The sequence below is a fragment of the Terrisporobacter vanillatitrophus genome, from assembly GCF_051148895.1.
In the GTDB taxonomy this organism is placed as follows: domain Bacteria; phylum Bacillota; class Clostridia; order Peptostreptococcales; family Peptostreptococcaceae; genus Terrisporobacter; species Terrisporobacter vanillatitrophus.
Genome location: NZ_CP154625.1, coordinates 62,408 through 85,982 on the forward strand (window position 1 = coordinate 62,408; position 23,575 = coordinate 85,982).

The 23,575-nt window shown below is 31.6% G+C and carries 21 protein-coding genes and 2 other annotated features; all 21 genes read left to right on the plus strand.

The window, feature by feature from the left end:
- Window positions 1–6: 6 nt before the first annotated feature.
- The 21 genes from TVTCOM_RS00465 (at window position 7) to rpoC (ending at window position 23,557) form a co-directional block, all read left to right on the plus strand.
- A complete protein-coding gene (locus TVTCOM_RS00465) occupies window positions 7–1,107 on the plus strand; it encodes a PIN/TRAM domain-containing protein (protein ID WP_434797919.1) in 1,101 nt (366 codons plus the stop codon).
- Between the two features lie 79 nt (window positions 1,108–1,186).
- On the plus strand, window positions 1,187–1,867 hold the full coding sequence (ispD, locus tag TVTCOM_RS00470; RefSeq protein WP_434797920.1) for a 2-C-methyl-D-erythritol 4-phosphate cytidylyltransferase: 681 nt from the start codon (window positions 1,187–1,189) through the stop codon (window positions 1,865–1,867).
- 22 nt (window positions 1,868–1,889) lie between these two features.
- Window positions 1,890–2,363, plus strand: coding sequence for a 2-C-methyl-D-erythritol 2,4-cyclodiphosphate synthase (gene ispF / locus TVTCOM_RS00475; protein ID WP_434797921.1), 474 nt, complete (start codon window positions 1,890–1,892; stop codon window positions 2,361–2,363).
- Between the two features lie 228 nt (window positions 2,364–2,591).
- Window positions 2,592–2,805 (plus strand) — a binding site (T-box leader).
- Window positions 2,806–2,916: 111 nt separating this feature from the next.
- Window positions 2,917–4,629 (plus strand): proline--tRNA ligase, encoded by a 1,713-nt coding sequence (locus TVTCOM_RS00480; protein ID WP_434797922.1) that lies wholly within the window; start codon window positions 2,917–2,919, stop codon window positions 4,627–4,629.
- Window positions 4,630–4,653: 24 nt separating this feature from the next.
- Window positions 4,654–6,138: a glutamate--tRNA ligase gene (gltX, locus tag TVTCOM_RS00485; protein WP_434797923.1), complete on the plus strand. Its 1,485-nt coding sequence runs from the start codon at window positions 4,654–4,656 to the stop codon at window positions 6,136–6,138.
- A 293-nt stretch (window positions 6,139–6,431) separates the two neighbouring features.
- Window positions 6,432–7,829 (plus strand): cysteine--tRNA ligase, encoded by a 1,398-nt coding sequence (gene cysS, locus TVTCOM_RS00490; protein ID WP_434797924.1) that lies wholly within the window; start codon window positions 6,432–6,434, stop codon window positions 7,827–7,829.
- A gap of 1 nt (window position 7,830) precedes the next feature.
- Window positions 7,831–8,226 carry a Mini-ribonuclease 3 gene (locus TVTCOM_RS00495; RefSeq protein ID WP_434797925.1) on the plus strand — a complete coding sequence of 132 codons (396 nt, stop codon included), beginning with the start codon at window positions 7,831–7,833 and terminating at the stop codon, window positions 8,224–8,226.
- 153 nt (window positions 8,227–8,379) lie between these two features.
- Window positions 8,380–9,138, plus strand: coding sequence for an FAD-dependent thymidylate synthase (gene thyX, locus TVTCOM_RS00500; RefSeq protein WP_434797926.1), 759 nt, complete (start codon window positions 8,380–8,382; stop codon window positions 9,136–9,138).
- 13 nt (window positions 9,139–9,151) lie between these two features.
- Complete coding sequence (rlmB, locus tag TVTCOM_RS00505; RefSeq protein ID WP_434797927.1) at window positions 9,152–9,883, plus strand: 23S rRNA (guanosine(2251)-2'-O)-methyltransferase RlmB; 732 nt, start codon at window positions 9,152–9,154, stop codon at window positions 9,881–9,883.
- Window positions 9,884–9,893: 10 nt separating this feature from the next.
- Complete coding sequence (locus TVTCOM_RS00510) at window positions 9,894–10,424, plus strand: NYN domain-containing protein (protein WP_434797928.1); 531 nt, start codon at window positions 9,894–9,896, stop codon at window positions 10,422–10,424.
- A gap of 60 nt (window positions 10,425–10,484) precedes the next feature.
- Complete coding sequence (gene sigH / locus TVTCOM_RS00515; protein WP_434797929.1) at window positions 10,485–11,132, plus strand: RNA polymerase sporulation sigma factor SigH; 648 nt, start codon at window positions 10,485–10,487, stop codon at window positions 11,130–11,132.
- A 73-nt stretch (window positions 11,133–11,205) separates the two neighbouring features.
- Window positions 11,206–12,399: an elongation factor Tu gene (tuf, locus tag TVTCOM_RS00520; RefSeq protein WP_434797930.1), complete on the plus strand. Its 1,194-nt coding sequence runs from the start codon at window positions 11,206–11,208 to the stop codon at window positions 12,397–12,399.
- Between the two features lie 225 nt (window positions 12,400–12,624).
- Entirely contained in the window at window positions 12,625–12,774 is a 150-nt protein-coding gene (gene rpmG / locus TVTCOM_RS00525; protein ID WP_018590901.1) for a 50S ribosomal protein L33, read from the plus strand.
- A gap of 25 nt (window positions 12,775–12,799) precedes the next feature.
- The gene (gene secE / locus TVTCOM_RS00530) at window positions 12,800–13,015 is read left to right on the plus strand and encodes a preprotein translocase subunit SecE (protein ID WP_434797931.1); all 216 of its coding nucleotides are present in this window, start codon (window positions 12,800–12,802) and stop codon (window positions 13,013–13,015) included.
- Window positions 13,016–13,033: 18 nt separating this feature from the next.
- Window positions 13,034–13,576, plus strand: coding sequence for a transcription termination/antitermination protein NusG (gene nusG / locus TVTCOM_RS00535; RefSeq protein ID WP_434797932.1), 543 nt, complete (start codon window positions 13,034–13,036; stop codon window positions 13,574–13,576).
- 35 nt (window positions 13,577–13,611) lie between these two features.
- The gene (rplK, locus tag TVTCOM_RS00540) at window positions 13,612–14,037 is read left to right on the plus strand and encodes a 50S ribosomal protein L11 (RefSeq protein WP_434797933.1); all 426 of its coding nucleotides are present in this window, start codon (window positions 13,612–13,614) and stop codon (window positions 14,035–14,037) included.
- Between the two features lie 71 nt (window positions 14,038–14,108).
- On the plus strand, window positions 14,109–14,807 hold the full coding sequence (gene rplA / locus TVTCOM_RS00545) for a 50S ribosomal protein L1 (protein WP_434797934.1): 699 nt from the start codon (window positions 14,109–14,111) through the stop codon (window positions 14,805–14,807).
- Window positions 14,808–14,870: 63 nt separating this feature from the next.
- Window positions 14,871–15,005 (plus strand) — a sequence feature (ribosomal protein L10 leader region).
- Window positions 15,006–15,050: 45 nt separating this feature from the next.
- Window positions 15,051–15,554, plus strand: a complete 504-nt coding sequence (rplJ, locus tag TVTCOM_RS00550) for a 50S ribosomal protein L10 (RefSeq protein ID WP_434797935.1) — start codon at window positions 15,051–15,053, stop codon at window positions 15,552–15,554.
- A 76-nt stretch (window positions 15,555–15,630) separates the two neighbouring features.
- Window positions 15,631–15,993 (plus strand): 50S ribosomal protein L7/L12, encoded by a 363-nt coding sequence (gene rplL / locus TVTCOM_RS00555; RefSeq protein ID WP_228108689.1) that lies wholly within the window; start codon window positions 15,631–15,633, stop codon window positions 15,991–15,993.
- A 346-nt stretch (window positions 15,994–16,339) separates the two neighbouring features.
- Window positions 16,340–20,032 carry a DNA-directed RNA polymerase subunit beta gene (rpoB, locus tag TVTCOM_RS00560; RefSeq protein ID WP_434797936.1) on the plus strand — a complete coding sequence of 1,231 codons (3,693 nt, stop codon included), beginning with the start codon at window positions 16,340–16,342 and terminating at the stop codon, window positions 20,030–20,032.
- A gap of 39 nt (window positions 20,033–20,071) precedes the next feature.
- Window positions 20,072–23,557 (plus strand): DNA-directed RNA polymerase subunit beta', encoded by a 3,486-nt coding sequence (rpoC, locus tag TVTCOM_RS00565; protein ID WP_434797937.1) that lies wholly within the window; start codon window positions 20,072–20,074, stop codon window positions 23,555–23,557.
- Window positions 23,558–23,575 lie beyond the last annotated feature (18 nt).

Genomic DNA, 23,575 nt, shown 5'->3' on the forward strand with positions numbered 1-23,575 from the left:
GAAGTTTTGATAAGTAAAATAATAAGAGTATTAATATCTCTTTTAGGAGTTATATTAGGAACAACTTCATATTTGAGTTTAGCTAAAATATTTCCACAAATTAGTTTTGGAATAGAGAACGTATATTTAGTAGGTTTAATAGCAGGGCTATTAATAGGAATACTTTTCTACCTAATAAGTCCTTGGTTTTTCAATAAATTAAGAAAATTTGTGAAAATTTTAGATACAGAAATATCTAAGTATCCACAAACAGATATATTATTAGGAGTAGTAGGACTAATTGTAGGTCTAGTTATAGCTTATTTAATAGTAGGTGGGTTATTTGGATCAATTTCAGGAATGCCTTTAATCAAAACAATTTTATCTGTAATAATCTATATATTTATGGGTTATATAGGTGTAAAAATAACTTTGAAAAGTAGAGAAGATTTATTTAATATTAGTAAGTTGGGTAGATTATCTCCAAGTTTAGGTAAAGACAAGTTAGGTAAAAAAGATAGTGCTATAAAATCAATACCACCGAAAGTATTAGATACTAGTGTAATAATAGATGGTAGAATAGCAGATATTTGTAGAACAGGTTTTGTAGAAGGAAGACTTATTATACCTAAGTTTGTTTTAAATGAATTACAACATATTGCAGATTCTTCTGATGATTTAAAAAGAGTTAGAGGAAGAAGAGGTCTAGACATACTTAATATAATTCAAAAAGAATTAGATATAGAAGTTCAAATAACTGAAAAAGATTTTGATGATATACCAGAAGTTGATAGCAAACTTCTTAAACTTGCTCAAGTAATGAATGGAAAAGTCGTGACAAATGATTATAACCTAAATAAAGTAGCTCAGTTCCAAGGTGTAGAGGTTTTAAACATAAATGAACTTGCTAATGCTGTTAAGCCTGTTGCCATACCAGGAGAAGAAATGGTAGCTCAAGTTGTAAAAGAAGGTAAAGAGTCTAACCAAGGAATAGCTTACTTAGATGATGGAACAATGATAGTTGTAGAAGGTGGAAGAAAACATATTGGTGAAACAATAAATGTATTAGTTACATCAGTACTTCAGACTTCTGCAGGAAGAATGATATTTGGAAAACCTAAGAATTAATAATAAAAGGCCTTCTATGACTAGAAGGTCTTTTTAACTTATTAGAATAAATTAATATGTAATAAGAAGAGGTGAGTTTATGAATAGTGTAGTTATTGTTAGTGCAGGCAGGGGAAGTCGAATGAAAGCTGATATAAACAAGCAATTTCTAAAAATAAGAGATAAAGAAGTAATAGCTCATACTATAGATAAATTTTATAACAATAAAAATATAGGAGAAATAATTATAGTAGTGAGGGAAGATGAAAAAGAATTTTTCAAAGAAAATATTATAAATAAGTATGGATATAAAAATATAAAGATTGCTTTTGGAGGAAAAGAAAGGCAAGATTCTGTATATAATGGATTAAAGCAAGTAGATGAAAAATGCAAGATAGCTTTAATTCATGATGGTGCAAGACCTTTTGTAACGAATGAAATTATAGAAAAATCTATAGAATGTGCAAAAGAATGCAATGGTGCCATAGTGGGAGTTCCTGTTAAAGATACTATAAAGATAGTAAATAAAAATAATGAAGTATGTGACACTCCAAATAGAAGTACATTATGGTCAATTCAAACGCCACAAGTTTTTGATTATTCACTCATTATAAAGGCTCACGAAAAAGCTAAATATGATAAATACTATGGTACAGATGATTCCATGTTAATGGAGTATTTAGGATATAATGTTAAAGTAGTAGAAGGTTCTTATAATAATATAAAGATAACTACTCCTGAAGATTTAAAAATAGCGGAAGAAATCTTAAGGGAAAATTAATATACAAAAGGAGAAAATTTATATGAGAATTGGTTTAGGATATGACGTACATAAACTTGTTGAAGGAAGACCTTTAATCATAGGTGGAGTAAATATTCCACATGAAATGGGACTTCTTGGACATTCTGATGCAGATGTATTGATTCATGCCATAATGGATGGTATGCTAGGAGCACTTGCTTTGGGAGATATAGGCAAGCATTTCCCTGATACAGACGAAAAATACAAAGGTGCAGATAGTATGAAACTGCTAAAATGTGTTAATGACTTAATAAATGAAAAAGGATACGAAATAAATAATATAGACAGTATAATAATAGCTCAAAGCCCTAAAATGGCCCCATATATAGAACAAATGAGAAGAAATATTGCACTAGTATTAAATACAGAGATAGATAATATTAGTGTGAAAGCAACTACAGAGGAAGGCCTTGGGTTTACAGGTGAAAAAAAAGGTATTTCATCTCAAAGCGTTTGTTTACTGAATAAAAAGTAAAAAGCTTAAATAAAATAGAAAAAAATTAGCACAAAAACTTTTCATAAAGAGTATATTAGTATTACTTACTGGATATAATAATTTCCATATAGTAAAAGATAATAAACATAAAATTATTTTGAAATATACACTAAAAATTAAAATGAGATTATTTAAAAGTTGAAGTTGACAACAAAAATAAAATGCTATATCATTAAATTATTATATTTTAAAACAACTGAAATAAGACTAAAAACAACAATAAAGAAATAGTAAAAAATGAAATCTTTACAGAGAGGGAACATTGGTGAGAGTTTCTAAGAGGAAGTTTTTGAACCAGTCTTTTAGTATAAAAACGGTAAAAAGTTTTTACGGGTCAGGACCGTTAAATCCTTTGAGAGAATCATAAAATATTATGATTAATTAGAGTGGTACCGCGGAAAGTCAGCCTTTCGTCTCTATTTTTAGAGATGAAGGGCTTTTTTATATTCTAAAGAAATTATAATTTCTAATTGCTCAAAATGCGCAGAGCAAACTTTATATTTTAAAAATAAATTTTAGGAGGTAATTTAATATGAAAATGTCAAAAATGTTTATACCAACATTAAAAGAAGTTCCAGCTGATGCAGAGATAACAAGTCATCAGTTAATGCTAAGATCAGGAATGATTAAAAAAATGTCTTCAGGACTTTATAATCATTTACCATTAGGACTAAGAGTATTTAGAAAAATAAGCGACATAATAAGAGAAGAAATGAATGCAAAAGATGCTAATGAAATATTTTGTACAGGTATAATACCTGCTGAATTATGGCAAGAATCTGGTAGATGGGATGCTATGGGACCAGAAATGTTTAGATTAAAAGATAGAACTGGAAGAGATTACTGCCTTGGACCAACACATGAAGAAGTATTTACGGACATAATAAGACAAGAAGTAAAATCTTATAAAGACCTTCCAGTGAATTTATACCAAATACAAGCAAAATATAGAGATGAAAGAAGACCAAGATTTGGTGTTATGAGAACAAAAACATTCTTAATGAAAGATGCTTATAGTTTTGATATAGATGAAGCAGGACTAGATAAATCATATCAAGATATGTTTGATGCATACACTAAAATATTTGCTAGATGTGGACTTGAAAACTCACCAGTTCAAGCTGACTCAGGAGCTATAGGTGGAGCTTTCTCAGCAGAATTCATGGTTAAATCAGAAGTTGGGGAAGATGAAATAGTATTCTGTAAAGAATGTGATTATGCAGCTAATATAGAAAAAGCTGAATCAGTAAATCATGAACCATGTAAAGAAGAAATGTTAGCGTTAGAAGAAGTTCATACTCCAGAAGTAAAAACAATAGAAGAATTACAAAAATTTATGAATACAGATGCAAGTAAATGTGCTAAAACTTTAATATTTGACGCAGATGGAAAATCTGTAGCAGTAGTTGTTAGAGGAGACAGAGATGTTAACGATACTAAGGTTGCTAATGCTATAGGTGGAGTTATAGAAATGGATATGGCAAGTGCAGAAATGGTTAAAGCAGTTACTGGTGCTGAAACAGGATTTGCTGGACCAATAGGAATAAAAGCTGACTATTTATTCATAGACCAAGAAGTTGTAGACCAATCTAACTTAATAGTTGGTGCTAACAAAACTGAATATCATATAAAAAATGCTAACTACGGAAGAGATTTCGAAGGTGTAGTAGGAGATTTCAGATCTGTACAACATGGAGATAAATGTACTAAGTGTGGTGGAGAATTAGAGATAATGAGAGGTGTTGAAGTTGGTCACATCTTCAAATTAGGAACTAAATACTCTGAAGCAATGAACTGTACTTTTGTAGATAAAGAAGGTAAGTCTCATCCAATACAAATGGGATGTTACGGAATAGGTGTTGAAAGAACAGCTGCTGCTGTAATAGAACAACACTACGATGAAAATGGTATAAAATGGCCTTTATCAGTAGCTCCATATCATGTTATAGTTGTACCAGTAAACATGAAAAAAGAGGAACAAGTAGAAAATGCAGAAAAAATCTACAAACAATTAGAATCAATAGGTGTTGAAACTATATTAGATGATAGAGATGAAAGACCAGGATTCAAATTCAAAGATGCAGAATTAATAGGTATACCAATGAGAATTACAGTTGGTAAAGATATAGTAGAAGGAAAAGTTGAATTTATATTAAGAGAAACTGGTGAAAAAGAATTAATAGCTTTAGAAGATATAGAAGCTAGAGTTAGAGAAGAATTCAAAAAAAATAACGTAAGATTATAATAGGTTAGTTTTAGGAGGCAAAAGATGAGTAATGTTAGAGTAAGATTTGCTCCAAGTCCCACAGGATTTGTTCATATAGGTAGTTTAAGAACGGCTCTTTATAACTATTTATTCGCTAAAAAAATGGGTGGTGAATACATATTAAGAGTCGAAGATACTGACAGAACAAGACTTGTTGATGGTGCAATAGAAAATATGTTAAACGCTATGAAATGGGCGGGCGTAAATCACACAGAAGGTGTTATGCTAGACGACAATGGAAATGTGGTTCAAAAAGGTGATTGCGGACCATATATCCAATCTGAAAGATTGGACATATATCAAAAATACATTCAAGAACTTTTAGATAACGGTAAAGCTTACTACTGTTTCTGTACAAAAGAAAGATTAGACGAAGTAAGAGAAAAACAAAGAGAAGCAGGAGAAACTGCTAAATATGATGGTCATTGTAGAGATCTTTCTAAAGAAGAAGTTGAAGCTAAAATAGCAGCTGGTGAACCTTATGTTATAAGACTTAGATTACCAGAAAACCATGTTATAAAATTTATGGATGGTGTTAGAGGAGAGACTGAGTTTAATACAAATGATTTAGATGATCAAGTTTTAATAAAAACTGATGGTTTCCCAACATACCACTTTGCTGTCGTAGTTGATGATTACTTAATGGGTATTACTCATGTAATAAGAGGGGAAGAATGGGTTTCTTCAACTCCTAAACATGTATATTTATATGAAGCGTTTGGGTGGGAAGCTCCAACATTTGTACACTTACCAAACATACTTAATAAAGAAAAGAAAAAATTAAGTAAGAGACAAGGTGATGTTGCAGTAGAAGACTTTAAGCAAAAAGGATACTTACCAGAAGGATTAGTTAACTATGTTGCATTAGTTGGTTGGTCTCCAGAAGAAAATCAAGAAATATTCTCTATGGAGGAACTTGAACAAGCTTTCTCTATAGAAAGAGTTTCTAAGAGTGGTGGAGTGTTTGACACAGAAAAATTAAACTGGGTTAACCAACACTACATGAAAGATGGAGATGACGAAGTATTAACTACTTTAGCTATACCATTCTTAGTGGAAGCTGGTTTCGTAACAGAACAAGAATCTAAAGAAAAATATGATTTCTTAAAAGGAATGGTTTCAGTTCTTAAAGAAAAATTACAATATGTAAAAGAAATAACTGATCATGCTTCAATATTCTTTGGAGATAAAGTTGAATTGGAAACTGAAGAATGTGCAGATTTCTTAAAATTAGAGCATATACCTACTTTAATAGATGCTTTAATAGAAAAATTATCTAACATGGAAGTTTTAGATGAATCTGCTGCAAAAGCTATGCTTAAAGAAATACAAAAAGAGCATGGAATAAAAGGTAAAAACTTATTTATGGGATCAAGAATAAGTTTAACAGGACAAATGCATGGTCCAGATCTTAACAAGATAATGGAAGTTATCGGAAAAGAAACTTGCTTAAATAGATTATCTTACGTAAAAAATAACATATTATAATAAATAAGAATTGCTATCAAAAAGGTAGCAATTCTTTTGCTTTAATTTAATAAATGTTGAAGAATAGGTTTTTTATAAAGAGTTAATTATGTATAATAATATAGTAGAGCGAATTTATTAGAAAATATTTGTATTTTCTTTGGATTATGTGAGCAAAATTAAAGTTAGAAACAAAATATATAAGGGTATAATAATATAATTACCCTTAATAAAGAAATAAATTTATTTATAGAACAATATTTTAAAAAATATAATAAAAAGGAAACTAATAAATAGAAAGGAGAGATGGGAAAATGAAGCTATTTAATACCATGACAAGAGCAAAAGAAGAGTTTAAACCATTAGAAGAAGGAAAGGTTAAAATGTATGTTTGTGGTCCTACAGTATATAACTACATTCATGTAGGTAATGCTAGGCCATTTATAATTTTTGATACATTAAGAAGATATTTAGAATATAGAGGATATGATGTAACTTATGTTCAAAACTTTACAGATGTAGATGATAAAATAATAAAAAGAGGTCATGAAGAGAATATAGCACCAGAAGAAGTTGCTAAAAAATATATAGAAGAATATTTTGTAGATGCAGATGGACTTGGAATAAAAAGAGCAACTGTACATCCACAAGTTACAGAAAATATAGAGGAAATAATTGAATTTGTTAAAGAATTAGAAGAAAAAGGATATGCATATGCAGTAAATGGAGATGTATATTTTGATACTCAAAAATTCAATGGCTATGGAAAACTTTCTGGGATAAAACAAGAAGAATTAGAAGCTGGTTCAAGAATAGAAGTAAATGACCAAAAAAGACATCCGATGGATTTTGTTTTATGGAAAGCCAAAAAAGAAGGTGAACCAGGATGGATGAGCCCATGGGGAGAAGGTAGACCAGGATGGCATATAGAATGTTCTGTTATGTCTCGTAGATACTTAGGAGATACTATAGACATACATGCTGGAGGACAAGATTTAAAATTCCCTCATCATGAAAATGAAATTGCCCAAAGTGAAGCTAGAAGTGGAAAGGCATTTTCAAACTACTGGATGCACAATGAATATATAAATATAAACAACGAAAAAATGAGTAAGTCAAAAGGAAACTTCTTCACTGTAAGAGATATATCAAAATTATATGACTTAGAGATAGTTAGATTCTTCATGCTATCGACTCATTATAGAAATCCAATAAACTTTAGTGATGAAATCTTAAATCAATCTAAAGCTGGACTTGAAAGATTATATAATGCTAAGGAAAAATTAGAATTTATAATAAGTAAATTAAGCGATGATGTTAAAAATGCTGAAGAATTAAAATTAGAAGAAGAACTAAAATCATTTAGACAAAGATTTATAGAAGCTATGGATGATGACTTAAACACAGCTGATGCCGTAAGTATAATATTTGAATTAGCTAAATTTATGAACTCTAATGTAAATGAAAACTCAACTAAAGAGTTTGCTAATAAAGTTTTAGCTGAGTTTAATGAGTTAACTGGTGTACTAAATGTTGTAAACAAAAAGCAAGAAGACATGTTAGATGAAGAAATAGAAAAATTAATAGAAGCTAGAACAAATGCTAAGAAAAATAAAGATTTTAAATTAGCTGATCAAATAAGAGATGAATTATTAGAAAAAGGTATTGTACTTGAAGATACAAGACAAGGAGTTAAATGGAGAAGAGCATAAAATGGATAAAACACAACTAGTGACAATGTCACCATTGGTATTGGCTTATTTAGGAGATACAGTATATGAATCTTATATAAGAGAATATTTAATAAGAGACAACTGTAATAAAAAAGTTAATGATTTACACAAAACTGCAATTAAATATTCAAATGCAAAGGCTCAAGCATCCATAATACATGGCATGGTTGAAGAATTTACAGAAGAAGAAAACAGAATATACAAAAGAGGAAGAAATCAAAAGTCTCACACATCTCCTAAAAATGCAGACATTATAGATTATAAATGTGCAACTGGATTTGAAGCTCTAGTAGGATACCTATATTTAAAAGAAGATAAAGAAAGACTGGAGTATATGATATATAAAGGGATTTCTATAATAGAAAGTAATATGTAATAAAAAAAGTATTGCCATTTGAGCAATACTTTTTTATTTAGTTGGTAAACATATTGAAATAAAGAGAATTATATACCTTTTTTAAAATATTCCGTAAATTATATGGTAATATAGTATAATATATTTATAACAATAGAACTAGGAGGTAAATTAATGAAGGTAAAACTATTAGCGCATACTCCACAGCCTGAAAAAGTTATAGCTATGGCAGCTAAGCTTTGTTATTCTCCAGTAGGAGTAGATGAAATAGAAGAAAATTTAAGCGATGAAAGCATAGAAAAGTTTTTAAATGTGTTGATTAATATGGGACATGAATCTCCGTTAGAGCATGTAACATTTACATTTGGGATAGAAGGAATATCTAGAAGTTGTTCTCACCAAATAGTAAGACATAGAATAGCTAGTTTTTCTCAGCAAAGTCAAAGGTATGTTAAGCTAGATCAGTTTGAGTACATTATCCCTCCACAAATTGAAAAAATAGAAGAAGCTAAAAAAATCTTTATTCAGTCTATGAAAAAAGACCAAGAAGATTACGATAAATTAGTTGATATACTATTTGCAAAAAATTATGAGAAGTTAATAGAAGAAGGTAAAGGTGAAAAAGAAGCTAAATCTCAAGGAGAAAAAATAGCCATTGAGGATGCTAGATATGTATTTCCAAATGCTTGTGAAACTAAAATGGTGTTTACAATAAATACAAGAAGTTTATACAATTTCTTTGACCATAGATGTTGTGAAAGAGCACAATGGGAAATAAGAGAGCTAGCAACACAGATGCTAAAAGAAGTAAAAGCAGTTGCGCCAATACTATTTAAAAATTGTGGACCAAAGTGTGTAAAAGGACCATGTTCAGAAGGAAAAATGAGTTGCGGTGAAATAGTCAGCATAAGGGAAAAATTCAAAAATTTATAGGCGGTGAACGAAATTGACAAATATAGAGGGAAGAAATCCCGTAATTGAAGTTTTAAAAAGTGATAGACAAATAGATAAAATAATGATTGCAAGTGGAGCAAAAGAAGGATCTATAAAAAAGATAATAGGAATGGCGAAGGACAAAAATGTTGTTGTACAATATGTGAATAAAAGTAAGCTAGATGAAATAAGTACAAGTCATGCACATCAGGGCGTAATAGCTATTGTAAGTGAGTATGAATATTATGAATTAGAAGAATTAATAGAAAAAGCAAAAAGTACAAATGAAGATATGTTCTTTATAATATTAGATGAAATTACTGACCCACATAATTTAGGAACTATAATTAGGACAGCAGATGCTGTTGGAGCTCATGGAGTTATAATACCAAAGAGAAGATCTGTACATATTACTCCTGTTGTTGCCAAAGCATCAGCAGGGGCCATAGAATATGTACCTGTTTGTAAAGTAACCAATATAGTCAATACAATAAAAAGATTAAAAGAAGAAGGTCTTTGGATAGCTGCAGCAGATATGGACGGAAAAGTTTTCTATGAACAAAACTTAACAGGTCCTATTGGATTAGTTATAGGGAGTGAAGGATTTGGTATATCTAGGTTGGTAAAACAAAATTGTGACTTTACTGTAAAAATGCCGATGACAGGTAATGTAACCTCTCTGAATGCTTCTGTAGCAGGGGGAATACTTCTTTATGAAATATTTAGACAAAGAAACAAAGGCTAAAAACTAAAAAATGAGGAGACACAATAGAAACGCTTATTTAATAATAGATGGTTACAATATTATAAACGCATGGGATAATTTAAAAGAAATATCTAAAGATGATTTGGAAGATGCTAGAGAAAAGTTGATTCATTACATTATTGAATATGCACAGTATACTGGGAAAAAAGCAATAATAGTATTTGATGCTTATAATGTAAAGAGTTCTAAAGAAAAAATAGAAGAGAGAAAATATATAACTATAGTTTATACAAAAGAACATCAAACAGCAGATAGTTTCATAGAAAAATATATAAGTTCATTATCAAAGTATGATGATATAGAGGTTGCCACTAGTGACTATGCAGAACAACAAATTGTTTTAGGTAAAGGTGCTTCTAGAATATCAGCAAGAGAGTTAAAACTCTATGTAGACAGTGCAATGGTAAAAATTAAAGAAGAACAAGAAAAACGCCAGCAAAAAATACAGCGAAATTTTTTGGAAGAAAGGTTAGATAAAGATATATTGTCGAAACTTGAGAACATTCGTAGAAAGCATTGAAAACACTAAGTTTCATAAGCTATAATGTACTTATGAAACTTTTAATTGGGGGAGATTTTAATGTTAGTAGCTAATGATAATGATTACAAAATCTTGGATAATAATCAACAAGATGAGTATAATATTGTATTAAAAGCAAGCAATGGGGATAAAATAGCATTAGAATACATTATTACAAAATATAAGAACTTTGTTAAAGCAAAGGCAAAATCCTACTTTTTGGTAGGTGCTGATAAGGAAGATATTATTCAAGAGGGAATGATAGGTCTGTATAAAGCAGTAAGAGACTTTGATGGAAGTAAAACAAATTCATTTAAATGTTTTGCTGAAATTTGTATTACTAGACAGATAATAACTGCAATTAAAACAGCAACAAGACAAAAACATATACCTCTTAACTCATATGTATCTTTGAATAAGCCTATTTATGATGAAGAGTCAGATAGAACTCTTCTAGATATTATAGCAACTAGTATAGTTACTGATCCCGAAGAACTAATAATAAGTAAAGAAGAACTAAGAAATATAGAAAACAAAATGAATGAACTTCTTAGTGATTTAGAACTTGAAGTACTGGAATTATACTTAAATGGGAAGTCTTATCAATATATTGCGGACAAGCTTGATAGAGATGTTAAATCAATAGATAATGCTCTTCAAAGAGTGAAGAGAAAATTGGAAAAACATCTTGAAAACAGGAATGATTAATAGTAAAATACTTATCATAGGCTTATAGTAAGCATTTTAAATTATATTTAAATACAACAGGAGGTATTTTAAAATGGCTAAGGCTAAATTTGAAAGAAATAAACCACACGTTAATATAGGAACAATAGGTCACGTTGACCATGGTAAAACTACATTAACAGCTGCAATAACAAAAACATTACATGACAGATATAACTTAGGAGAAGCTGTAGATTTCGCTAACATAGATAAAGCTCCAGAAGAAAGAGAAAGAGGAATCACAATATCAACAGCTCACGTTGAATACGAAACTCCAAACAGACACTACGCTCACGTTGACTGTCCAGGACATGCTGACTACGTTAAAAACATGATAACAGGTGCTGCTCAAATGGACGGTGCTATATTAGTTTGTTCAGCAACTGATGGACCAATGCCTCAAACAAGAGAGCATATACTATTATCAAGACAAGTTGGTGTACCATACATAGTAGTATTCTTAAACAAATGTGACATGGTAGACGATGAAGAGTTATTAGAATTAGTTGAAATGGAAGTAAGAGAATTATTAAGCGAGTATGAATTCCCAGGAGATGACACTCCAATAATAAGAGGATCTGCATTAAAAGCATTAGAAGATTCTTCATCAGAGTGGGGAGACAAAATAATAGAATTATTCGAGCAAATAGATGAATATATACCAGCTCCAGAGAGAGATGTAGATAAGCCATTCTTAATGCCAGTAGAAGACGTATTCTCTATAACAGGAAGAGGAACAGTTGCTACAGGTAGAGTAGAAAGAGGAGTATTAAAAGTACAAGACGAGGTTGAATTAGTTGGATTAACTGAAGAACCAAGAAAAGTTGTTGTAACTGGTGTTGAGATGTTCAGAAAATTATTAGATAGCGCTCAAGCTGGAGATAATATAGGAGCATTATTAAGAGGTGTTCAAAGAGATGATATCGAAAGAGGACAAGTATTAGCTAAGCCAGGTTCAGTTAACGCTCATACAAAGTTCACTGCAGAGATATACGTTCTTAAAAAAGAAGAAGGTGGAAGACATACTCCATTCTTCGATGGATACAGACCACAATTCTACTTCAGAACAACTGACGTAACAGGAGCTTGTAAATTACCAGAAGGAACAGAAATGGTAATGCCTGGAGATAACGTAACTATAGAAGTTGATTTAATAAACTCTATATGTGTTGAAGAAGGATTAAGATTCGCCATCAGAGAAGGTGGAAGAACAGTAGCTTCAGGAGTTGTTGCAACGATAGTGGAATAATCTATTTTTAGATTATTTATATATAGAAAGAAAGAGGGGTTACGGCCTCTCTTTTTTTAGCAGTAAACTTACAAAAATATTGACATCAATATAAATTTGTGATAACTTATACAAAGTAATGATTTAAGGAAGGTGATAATATCTAGCATTAATTTTTAAAATAAATGCTTAAGATATTATTTAACAATATATATTATTGTATTTACAAATTTGGAGGTGTAGCAGATGAGAGTAAAAGTAACTTTAGCTTGTTCAGAATGTAAGCAAAGAAACTACAACACTACAAAAAATAAAAAGAACAATCCAGACAGAATTGAGTTAAACAAATACTGTAAATTCTGTAAGAAACATACTACTCATAAAGAAACAAAATAGTTTTATTTTAAGGATGTGAGTGTGGATGGCAACTCAAGAGAGCCAAAAGGTTAAAAAGAAGTCTGGTTTAGTGGGTTATTTAAAAGGCACTAGGCAAGAACTTTCAAGAGTTTCATGGTCAACCAAAACAGAATTGCTAAAAAACACAGGTATAGTTTTAGCTACAATTATTTCGTTTACTATATTAGTATGGGGATTAGACACTGTATTATCTGGTGCACTAGGATTAATACTAAAATAGATTAAAAGGAGAAAACAAATGTCAGAGTTACAAGAAGCAAGATGGTATGTTGTTCATACTTATTCAGGACATGAAAACAAAGTTAAAGCTACCATAGAAAAAGCCGTAAAAACAAGAGGCATGGAACAATTCATAACAGATGTGGTTGTACCAACTGAGGATGTAGTAGAAACTACAAAAACAGGAAAAGAAAAAGTTAGACAAAGAAAAATATATCCAAGTTATGTTTTAATCAAAATGATAATAACTGATGAATCTTGGTATATAGTAAGAAATACTAAAGGTGTTACAGGATTTGTAGGTCCTGGATCTAAACCAGTTCCACTAAGTGATGCCGAAGTTGAAGCAATGGGAATTGATTTAACTGTATTTAAAGTAAACGGTCCAGAAGATTTAGAAGTTGGTGAAGTTGTGAGAATTACGACTGGTCCATTTGTAGGTCAAACAGGAACTGTTAAGCATGTTGACACAAATAATGACACAGCAAGAATATGTATAGACGCATTTGGTGGAAAAGAAACACCACTTGAGATGAGTCTTAAAAACATAGAAAGAATATAATAACACAATAGGAAATCTGAGGAGGTGCGATCGTAATGGCTAAAAAAGTTATAGGTCAAATAAAATTACAAATACCTGCAGGAAAGGCTACTCCAGCTCCACCAGTTGGTCCAGCATTAGGACAACACGGGGTTAACATAATGGGATTCACTAAAGAATTCAATGCTAAAACTGCAGATCAAGCTGGAATGATAATACCAGTTGTTATAACTGTATATCAAGATAGATCTTTCAGCTTTATAACTAAAACTCCACCAGCTGCAGTATTATTAAAGAAAGCTGCTGGTTTAGACTCTGCGTCTGGAGAACCAAATAAAAAGAAAGTTGCAACTTTAACTTCAGCTCAAGTTAGAGAAATAGCTGAATTAAAAATGCCTGACTTAAATGCTGCTTCAGTAGAAGCTGCTATGAGAATGATAGCTGGTACTGCAAGAAGTATGGGTATCGTAGTAGAAGACTAATTTTAGATTAGACACTTCGTATAGAAGTGGGAGGTTGTAAAACCGTAAATAAACCACAGGAGGAAAATAAAATGGCTAAAAAAAGTAAAAAATATGCTCAAGCATTAGCAAAAATAGATAGAACAAAATTATATGATTCAAAAGAAGCTTTAGATTTAGTTACTGAAATAGCTACAGCTAAATTTGATGAGACTGTAGAAGCTCATATAAAATTAGGTGTTGACGGACGTCACGCTGACCAACAAGTTAGAGGTGCTGTAGTATTACCTCACGGAACTGGTAAAACTAAAAAAGTTTTAGTTTTCGCTAAAGGAGAAAAAGCTTCAGAAGCTCAAGCTGCAGGTGCTGATTTCGTAGGTGCTGAAGATTTAGTACAAAAAATACAAAAGGAAAACTGGTTTGACTTTGATGTAGTTGTTGCTACTCCAGATATGATGGGTGTAGTTGGTAGATTAGGTAGAGTGTTAGGACCAAAAGGTTTAATGCCGAACCCAAAATCAGGAACAGTTACATTTGATGTTACTAAAGCTATAGAAGAAATAAAAGCTGGTAAAGTTGAATACAGATTAGACAAAAACAATATAGTTCACGTTCCAGTAGGAAAAGTATCTTTCGGTGGAGAAAAATTAGCTGAAAACTTTGCAACATTAATGTCTGCTATAGTAAAAGCTAAGCCATCTTCAGCAAAAGGAACTTACTTAAGAAGTATAACAGTTGCTTCTACAATGGGACCTGGAGTAAAAATGAACTCAGCTAAAATAACTGACTAATTATTGATTAATTATTCCAGTTGACACAAACCAACAAAAATGTTAATATAACATTTGTTGATATAAAATTGAATAAATTTGCCGTAGACAGTAGGTGCTTTAGCTTAAATATCCTACCGAGGTTTTAGATAAATGATAATACTAAAGCTTTTATGTGGTCTATGAAATAGATAATATAAAAGCTTTTTATATGATGAATCGCGGCGAATTATAACCTACATGGTGAAGGAGGTGCACATCTAGATGAGAGAAGCTTTACAAATAAAATCACAAGTTGTTGCAGAGATAGTTGAAAAATTACAAAAATCATCTTCTACTATAGTTGTTGATTACAAAGGACTTACAGTTGAAGAAGTTACAGAGCTTAGAAAGAAAATGAGAGAAGCTGGTGTTGAATACAAAGTATACAAAAATACTTTAGTAAGAAGAGCAGCTCAAGAAGTTGGAATATCTGAGTTTAATGATGAATTATTAGTAGGAACTAATGCTATAGCATTCGGTTACGAAGATCCAATAGCTCCAGCTAGAGTTATAAAAGAATTTATGGATTCTCATCCAAAAATGAAATTAAAAATGGGTGTTGTTGAAGGTGAATTCTACAACGAAGCTCAAATCGTTGAGTTTGCTAACATACCACCAAGAGAAGTTCTTCTTGCTAAATTACTTGGTAGCTTAAAAGCTCCAATGTCTAACTTCGTTTACTTATTAGACGCGTTAATAAAAGAAAAAGAAGGACAAGAAGCTTAATTGTCAGTTAATTAAAAATTAACAATTATAAAAGATAATAATAAAAAATTAGAAAATAATTTCGGAGGTGCGAAAAATGACAATAGAACAAATATTAGAAGCTATAGAGCAAATGAAAGTTACAGAATTAAATGAATTAGTAAAAGCTGCAGAAGAAAAATTCGGTGTATCTGCTTCTGCTCCAGTAATGGTTGCTGGTGCTGCTGGTGGTGCTGCTGCTGAAGAAAAAACTGAATTTGATGTAGTATTAGCTAACGCTGGTGCATCAAAAGTTAAAGTTATAAAAGCTGTTAGAGAAATAACTGGTTTAGGATTAAAAGAAGCTAAAGAATTAGTTGATAACGCTCCTAAAACATTAAAAGAAGGAGTTTCTAAAGAAGAAGCTGAAGAAATGAAAGCTAAATTAGAAGAAACTGGAGCTTCTGTAGAAGTTAAATAATTATAAGATAGTTATTAAAAGCTAATAATAAAAATATAAAAGGCATCTTAGTTAGATGCCTTTTTTTAAGCTAAAAATGGAAATGATAAACTAGAGAATAGAAAGTAGATGTAAAGTTACTTCTGTTTTCTATTCTCTAGTTTGGAAATTTTTTAAAAAACTAGAATTATTGTTTGATTTTTTGAGCATAATAAATAATGCATATTTTGTGAATAAAATTTTAATACATAAAATTAAAAAGATTGGGCAATAAGAATATTGAAATTTAGTCAGATTTGTGGTATAATTCCTAGATGCGTTAGAATCACAATGGTTTTATTTTTAATTATTGAGAGGTGAAAAGTGAATGCCATACCCTGTCACGATAGGTAAGAGAACTAGAATGAGCTTTTCTAAAATAAAAGAAATAGCTGATTTACCAAATCTTATAGAAATACAAGTTGATTCCTATAAGTGGTTTTTAGAAGAAGGTTTAAAAGAAGTATTTGAAGACATTTCTCCAATAGAAGACTACACGGGAAATTTAATATTAGAATTCGTAGATTACTCTTTAGACGAAAAACCAAAATACGATATAGAAGAGTGTAAAGAAAGAGATGCTACATATCATGCACCTCTAAATGTAAAAGTAAGACTTATAAATAAAGAGACTGGAGAAATTAAGGAACAAAAGGTCTTCATGGGAGATTTCCCTCTTATGACAGATAGAGGAACTTTTGTTATTAATGGAGCGGAAAGAGTTATAGTAAGTCAGCTGGTTAGATCTCCTGGTGTATATTATGCACTTGATAGAGATATGAAAACTGGTAAAAAAATGATATCTTCAACTGTTATACCAAATAGAGGAGCATGGTTAGAGTATGAAACTGATACTAATGATGTTATCTATGTAAGAGTTGATAGAACAAGAAAACAACCTGTAACAGTTCTTTTAAGAGCATTAGGTATAGGTACAGACGAAGAAATAAAAGAGTTATTAGGTGAAGATGAAAGATTACTAGCTACACTAGATAAAGATAATACTAATTCGGTAGAGTCAGGTTTAGTTGAAATTTATAAAAAATTAAGACCAGGTGAGCCACCTACTGTAGAGAGTGCATCATCATTAATAAATGCTTTATTCTTTGATGCAAAAAGATATGACTTAGCAAAAGTAGGAAGATATAAGTTCAATAAGAAATTAGCATTAGCTTATAGAATAATGAACAGAATATCTTGCGAAGACATAATAAATCCTGAAACAGGAGAAGTTTTCGTAAAAGATGGAGACAAAATATCTTACGAAAAGGCTTGTGACATACAAAATTCAGGTATAAACGTTGTTCACGTTTTAGCTGAAGAAGATAAAAAAGTTAAAGTAATAGGAAATAATTTTGTAGACATCAAGTCTCATATTAAATTTGATATAGATGATTTAAAAATCAAAGAAAAAGTACATTACCCAACATTAAAAGAAATTTTAGGTGAATGTACTACTGAAGAAGAAATAAAAGAAGCTTTAAGAATAAGAATGAGAGAATTAATACCAAAGCATATCTTATTAGACGATATTATAGCATCTATAAATTATCAATTTAACCTATTCTCTGATGTTGGAACTATAGATGATATAGACCACTTAGGAAATAGAAGAATAAGATCTGTTGGTGAATTATTACAAAATCAAGTAAGAATTGGTCTTTCAAGAATGGAAAGAGTTATAAGAGAAAGAATGACTGTACAAGACATGGAATCTATAACTCCACAAGCTTTAGTTAATATAAGACCTGTTTCAGCTGCGATTAAAGAATTCTTTGGTAGTTCTCAGTTATCTCAGTTCATGGATCAAACAAATCCGCTATCAGAATTAACTCATAAGAGAAGATTATCAGCATTAGGACCAGGTGGACTTTCAAGAGAAAGAGCTGGATTCGAAGTGCGTGACGTTCATCATTCTCATTACGGTAGAATGTGTCCTATAGAGACTCCAGAAGGACCAAATATCGGTCTTATAAACTCTCTAGGAACTTATGCTAAAATAAATGAATATGGATTTATAGAATCTCCTTATAGAAAATATGATAAAGAAACTGGAAGAATAACAGATAAAATTCAATATTTAACTGCTGATGAAGAAGATATATTTGTAAGAGCCCAAGCAAATGAGCCGTTAAATGAAAATGGCGAGTTTGTGAACAATAGAGTAGTTTGTAGGACAGTTAATGGTACTGTTGAATTACTTCCTGCTAATAGGGTAGACTTCATGGATATATCTCCAAAACAAGTTGTTTCTATAGCTACAGCTATGATACCATTCCTTGAAAATGATGACGCCAACCGTGCCCTAATGGGATCGAACATGCAACGTCAAGCCGTGCCTCTTGTAAGAAGAGAAGCACCAATCATAGGAACTGGTTGTGAGTATAGAGCAGCAAAAGACTCAGGAGCAGTTGTAGTAGCTAAACATTCTGGTATAGCAGAAAGAGTTACTGCAGATGAAATAGTAATAAAAAGACAAGATGGAAATAAAGACAAGTACAAACTACTTAAATTCAAAAGATCTAACTCTGGTACATGTGTTAATCAAACTCCTATCATAAACAAAAATGATATGATAGAAGCTGGTGATGTTATAGCAGATGGTCCAGCAACAGACTTAGGAGAAGTAGCTTTAGGAAGAAACTGCCTGATAGCCTTCATGACTTGGGAAGGATACAACTATGAGGATGCTGTTTTAATAAATGAAAGACTTGTTAAAGAAGATAGATTATCAACAATTCATATCGAAGAGTATGAATGTGAAGCAAGAGATACTAAACTAGGACCAGAAGAAATTACTAGAGATATACCAAACGTATCTGAGAATGCAATTAAGAACTTAGATGAAAGAGGTATAATCAGAATAGGTGCTGAAGTAGATTCAGGGGATATATTAGTTGGTAAAGTAACTCCAAAAGGAGAAACTGAACTTACTGCTGAAGAAAGATTACTTCGTGCAATATTCGGAGAAAAAGCAAGAGAAGTTAGAGATACATCTCTTAAAGTTCCTCATGGAGAATCTGGTATCATAGTCGATATAAAAGTATTCACAAGAGAAAATGGTGATGACTTATCACCAGGTGTAAATGAAAGTGTAAGATGTTACATCGCTAAGAAGAGAAAAATAAAAGTCGGAGATAAAATGGCCGGACGTCATGGTAACAAAGGGGTTATCTCAAGAGTATTACCAGAAGAAGATATGCCATTTATGGAAGACGGAACGCCTATGGATATAGTTCTTAATCCACAAGGTATACCATCTCGTATGAACATCGGTCAGGTTCTTGAAATGCACTTAGGACTTGCAGCTAAGAAATTAGGATGGCATGTTGCTACATCAGTATTTGATGGAGCAAATGAGTATGATATACAAGATGCTCTTGAGCAAGCAGGATACTCGAGAGATGGAAAATTAACTTTATTTGATGGTAGAACGGGTGAATCGTTTGACAACAGAATAACAGTTGGATACATGTATTACTTAAAACTTCACCATCTAGTAGATGATAAGTTACATGCAAGAAGTACAGGACCATACTCGTTAGTTACTCAACAACCGCTTGGTGGTAAAGCACAATTCGGTGGACAAAGATTCGGTGAGATGGAGGTATGGGCATTAGAAGCATACGGTGCAGCTCATATCCTACAAGAAATACTTACTGTTAAATCAGATGATGTTGTTGGTCGTGTTAGAACTTACGAAGCTATCGTTAAAGGTGAAAACATACCTGAACCAGGTATACCAGAATCATTCAAAGTATTAATAAAAGAACTTCAATCTTTATGTTTAGATGTAAAAATATTATCAGAAGAAGATGAAGAATTAGAAGTTAAAGAAAATGTTGACTTCGATGAACCAGAAAGTGATTTTGAAGGTTCAGTAATTAGTAATGATACTGATGTTCAAGAAAATCATATGATAGAAGAAATAGAAGTTGAAGAAGATGAAGAATTATTAGATGATATGAGTTACGATGATTTTGACTACAGTAATGATGACAACGATGATTATGAAATGTAGTTTTATAAAATAAATATCAAATAGAAGGGAGAGAACTCCTTGTTTGAATTAAACAATTTCGAGTCGATTAAAATAGGATTAGCTTCTCCAGAAAGAATAAGAGAATGGTCTTATGGTGAAGTAAAAAAACCAGAAACGATAAACTACCGTACTTTAAAGCCAGAGAAAGACGGTTTATTCTGTGAAAGAATATTTGGACCACAAAAAGACTGGGAATGTCATTGTGGGAAATACAGAAGAGTTAGATATAAAGGTGTAATATGCGATAGATGTGGTGTTGAAGTCACTAAATCTAAAGTAAGAAGATCTAGAATGGGACATATAGAGCTTGCAGCTCCTATGTCTCACATATGGTACTTCAAAGGAATACCAAGTAGAATGGGTCTTTTGCTTGATATGTCACCTAGATCACTAGAAAAAATATTATATTTTGCTTCTTATGTTGTTATTGATCCAGGAGAAACAGGATTAAACGAAAAAGAGTTAATAAACGAAGATAAGTTTAGAACTGTTTATAGAGAGCATGGAAACACTTTTGAAGTTGGAATGGGTGCAGAAGCTGTTAATAAACTTTTACAAAAAATAGACTTAGAAAAAGAGTCTAAAATGTTAAGAGATGACTTAAAAGACAGCACTGGACAAAAAAGAGTAAGAACAATAAGAAGATTAGAAGTTGTTGAAGCATTCAGAAAATCTGGAAATAAACCAGAATGGATGATATTAGATGCTATACCAGTAATTCCACCAGATTTAAGACCGATGGTTCAATTAGATGGAGGTAGGTTTGCAACTTCTGACTTAAATGACTTATATAGAAGAGTTATAAATAGAAATAACAGACTTAAAAGATTATTAGAACTTGGAGCTCCTGATATCATCGTTAGAAATGAAAAGAGAATGCTTCAAGAAGCAGTAGATGCTCTAATAGATAATGGTAGAAGGGGAAGACCAGTAACTGGACCTGGTAATAGACCACTTAAGTCTTTATCAGACATGTTAAAAGGTAAGCAAGGACGTTTCCGTCAAAACTTACTTGGTAAACGTGTTGACTACTCAGGACGTTCTGTTATCGTTGTTGGACCAGAACTTAAATTCTATCAATGTGGTCTTCCAAGAAAAATGGCTCTTGAATTATTCAAGCCATTTGTAATGGATAGATTAGTTAAAGAAGGTTATGCACACAATATTAAGAGTGCTAAATCTATAGTTGAAAAAGTAAAACCAGAAGTATGGGATGTACTTGAAGATGTAATCAAGAGTCATCCAGTTTTACTTAACCGTGCACCGACACTACACAGATTAGGTATACAAGCATTTGAACCAATATTAGTTGAAGGAAAAGCAATTAAGCTACATCCACTTGTATGTACAGCATACAATGCTGACTTCGATGGTGACCAAATGGCCGTTCACGTTCCTTTATCTGTTGAAGCACAAGCAGAGGCAAGATTCTTAATGCTTTCTGTAAATAATATACTTGCGCCTAAAGATGGTACTCCAATAACTACTCCATCTCAAGATATGGTTCTAGGAAGTTATTACTTAACAATAGAATCACAAGGTGGAGAAAAAGGAACAGGAAGTATATTTAAAGACTACAATGAATTATTAATGGCTTACCAAACTAAAGCTGTTGAATTACATGCTACTGTTAAAGTAAGAAAAGTATTCCCAAATGGAAAAAAAGGATTAATAGAGAGTACTGTAGGTAGATTTATTTTCAATGAAAATATGCCTCAAAACTTAGGATTTGTAGATAGAAATGTAGATCCATTTAAATTAGAAATAGATTTCTTAGTTGATAAAAAAGCATTAGGAAAAATAATAGACAAATGCTTTAGAAGACATGGTAATACAAAAACTGCAGAAGTTCTAGATCACATAAAAGCCTTAGGATTTAAATATTCTACAGTTGGTGGTATAACAGTTGCAGTTGCAGATATGAAAGTACCAAAAGAAAAAGCAGAATATATAGCTGCTGCTGAAAAACAAGTTGATAAGTTTGAAAAAGCTTACGGAAGAGGACTTATATCTAATGAAGAAAGATATGAAAAAGTTATAGAAACTTGGACAGAAACTACTAATAAAGTAACTGATGCACTTATGGATGGACTTGAAAGAATGAATAACATCTATATAATGGCCCATTCAGGAGCCAGAGGTTCTAAGAACCAAATAAGACAGTTAGCTGGTATGCGTGGTTTGATGGCCAATGCATCTGGTAAAACAGTAGAAATTCCAGTTAAATCTAACTTCCGTGAAGGGTTATCAGTTATGGAATACTTTATATCATCGCATGGTGCGAGAAAAGGACTTTCAGATACAGCTCTTCGTACAGCCGATTCAGGTTACTTAACGAGAAGACTTGTTGACGTTTCTCAAGATGTTATAGTTAGAGATTATGATTGTGGAACTACTGATACTTCAACAATCGTAGCTATAAAAGAAGGTAACGAAGTTATTGAAGAATTATATGACAGAATTGTAGGAAGATATACTATAGATCCTATAGTAAATCCTAATACAGGAGAAGTTATAGTAGAATCTGATGCTATGATAATGGAAGAACAAGCTGAAGAAATAGTGGCAGCGGGAATAGAAGAAGTTCAAATAAGAACTGTTCTTAACTGTAAAACTAGACATGGTGTTTGTTCGAAATGTTATGGTAGAAACTTAGCTACTGGAAAAGAAGTTAATATAGGTGAAGCTATAGGTATAATAGCTGCTCAATCAATCGGTGAACCAGGTACACAGCTTACAATGCGTACATTCCATACAGGTGGGGTTGCCGGTGGAGATATAACTCAAGGTCTTCCAAGGGTTGAAGAGTTATTCGAAGCAAGAAAACCTAAAGGTTTATCTGTAATAGCCGAAATAGACGGTAGAGTTGAAATAGATGAAACTGGTAAGAGAAAAGAAATAATAGTTGTACCTAATGAAGGTGAAAAAGAAGTTTACTCAATAGCTTACAACTCTAGATTGAGAGTTAAACAAGGCCAAATGGTTAAAGCTGGAGATCCTTTAACACAAGGTTCTATAAATCCACATGATATCGTAAGAGTTCAAGGTATAGGTGGAGTTCAAGGATATATAGTTAAAGAGGTTCAAAGAGTGTATAGACTTCAAGGGGTTGACGTTAACGATAAGCATATAGAAGTTATAGTAAGACAAATGCTATCTAAAGTGAAGGTTGAAGATCCAGGAGATACAGATTTATTACCAGGTGGTTACGAAGATGTATTAACGTTTGAAAAATGTAATGATGAAGCTATAGCTAATGGACTTAGACCAGCGACAGCTAAGAGAGTATTACTTGGAATAACTAAAGCATCTCTTGCTACAGAATCATTCCTATCAGCTGCTTCATTCCAAGAAACTACAAGAGTTTTAACTGAAGCTGCAATAAAAGGAAAAGAAGACCACTTAATAGGACTAAAAGAAAATGTTATATTAGGTAAGTTAATTCCAGCAGGAACAGGAATGAAAAAATATAGAAATATAGCCGTTGAAAAGATAGAAGAATAATACAAAAATGCAAATTAA

Bases quoted from the DNA above. Each gene is read 5' to 3' on its own strand.
- ispD (WP_434797920.1), top strand. From the start codon at position 1,187: ATGAATAGTGTAGTTATTGTTAGTGCAGGCAGGGGAAGTCGAATGAAA.
- ispF (WP_434797921.1), top strand. From the start codon at position 1,890: ATGAGAATTGGTTTAGGATATGACGTACATAAACTTGTTGAAGGAAGA.
- TVTCOM_RS00480 (WP_434797922.1), top strand. From the start codon at position 2,917: ATGAAAATGTCAAAAATGTTTATACCAACATTAAAAGAAGTTCCAGCT.
- gltX (WP_434797923.1), top strand. From the start codon at position 4,654: ATGAGTAATGTTAGAGTAAGATTTGCTCCAAGTCCCACAGGATTTGTT.
- cysS (WP_434797924.1), top strand. From the start codon at position 6,432: ATGAAGCTATTTAATACCATGACAAGAGCAAAAGAAGAGTTTAAACCA.
- TVTCOM_RS00495 (WP_434797925.1), top strand. From the start codon at position 7,831: ATGGATAAAACACAACTAGTGACAATGTCACCATTGGTATTGGCTTAT.
- thyX (WP_434797926.1), top strand. From the start codon at position 8,380: ATGAAGGTAAAACTATTAGCGCATACTCCACAGCCTGAAAAAGTTATA.
- TVTCOM_RS00510 (WP_434797928.1), top strand. From the start codon at position 9,894: ATGAGGAGACACAATAGAAACGCTTATTTAATAATAGATGGTTACAAT.
- sigH (WP_434797929.1), top strand. From the start codon at position 10,485: ATGTTAGTAGCTAATGATAATGATTACAAAATCTTGGATAATAATCAA.
- tuf (WP_434797930.1), top strand. From the start codon at position 11,206: ATGGCTAAGGCTAAATTTGAAAGAAATAAACCACACGTTAATATAGGA.
- rpmG (WP_018590901.1), top strand. From the start codon at position 12,625: ATGAGAGTAAAAGTAACTTTAGCTTGTTCAGAATGTAAGCAAAGAAAC.
- secE (WP_434797931.1), top strand. From the start codon at position 12,800: ATGGCAACTCAAGAGAGCCAAAAGGTTAAAAAGAAGTCTGGTTTAGTG.
- nusG (WP_434797932.1), top strand. From the start codon at position 13,034: ATGTCAGAGTTACAAGAAGCAAGATGGTATGTTGTTCATACTTATTCA.
- rplK (WP_434797933.1), top strand. From the start codon at position 13,612: ATGGCTAAAAAAGTTATAGGTCAAATAAAATTACAAATACCTGCAGGA.
- rplA (WP_434797934.1), top strand. From the start codon at position 14,109: ATGGCTAAAAAAAGTAAAAAATATGCTCAAGCATTAGCAAAAATAGAT.
- rplJ (WP_434797935.1), top strand. From the start codon at position 15,051: ATGAGAGAAGCTTTACAAATAAAATCACAAGTTGTTGCAGAGATAGTT.
- rplL (WP_228108689.1), top strand. From the start codon at position 15,631: ATGACAATAGAACAAATATTAGAAGCTATAGAGCAAATGAAAGTTACA.
- rpoB (WP_434797936.1), top strand. From the start codon at position 16,340: ATGCCATACCCTGTCACGATAGGTAAGAGAACTAGAATGAGCTTTTCT.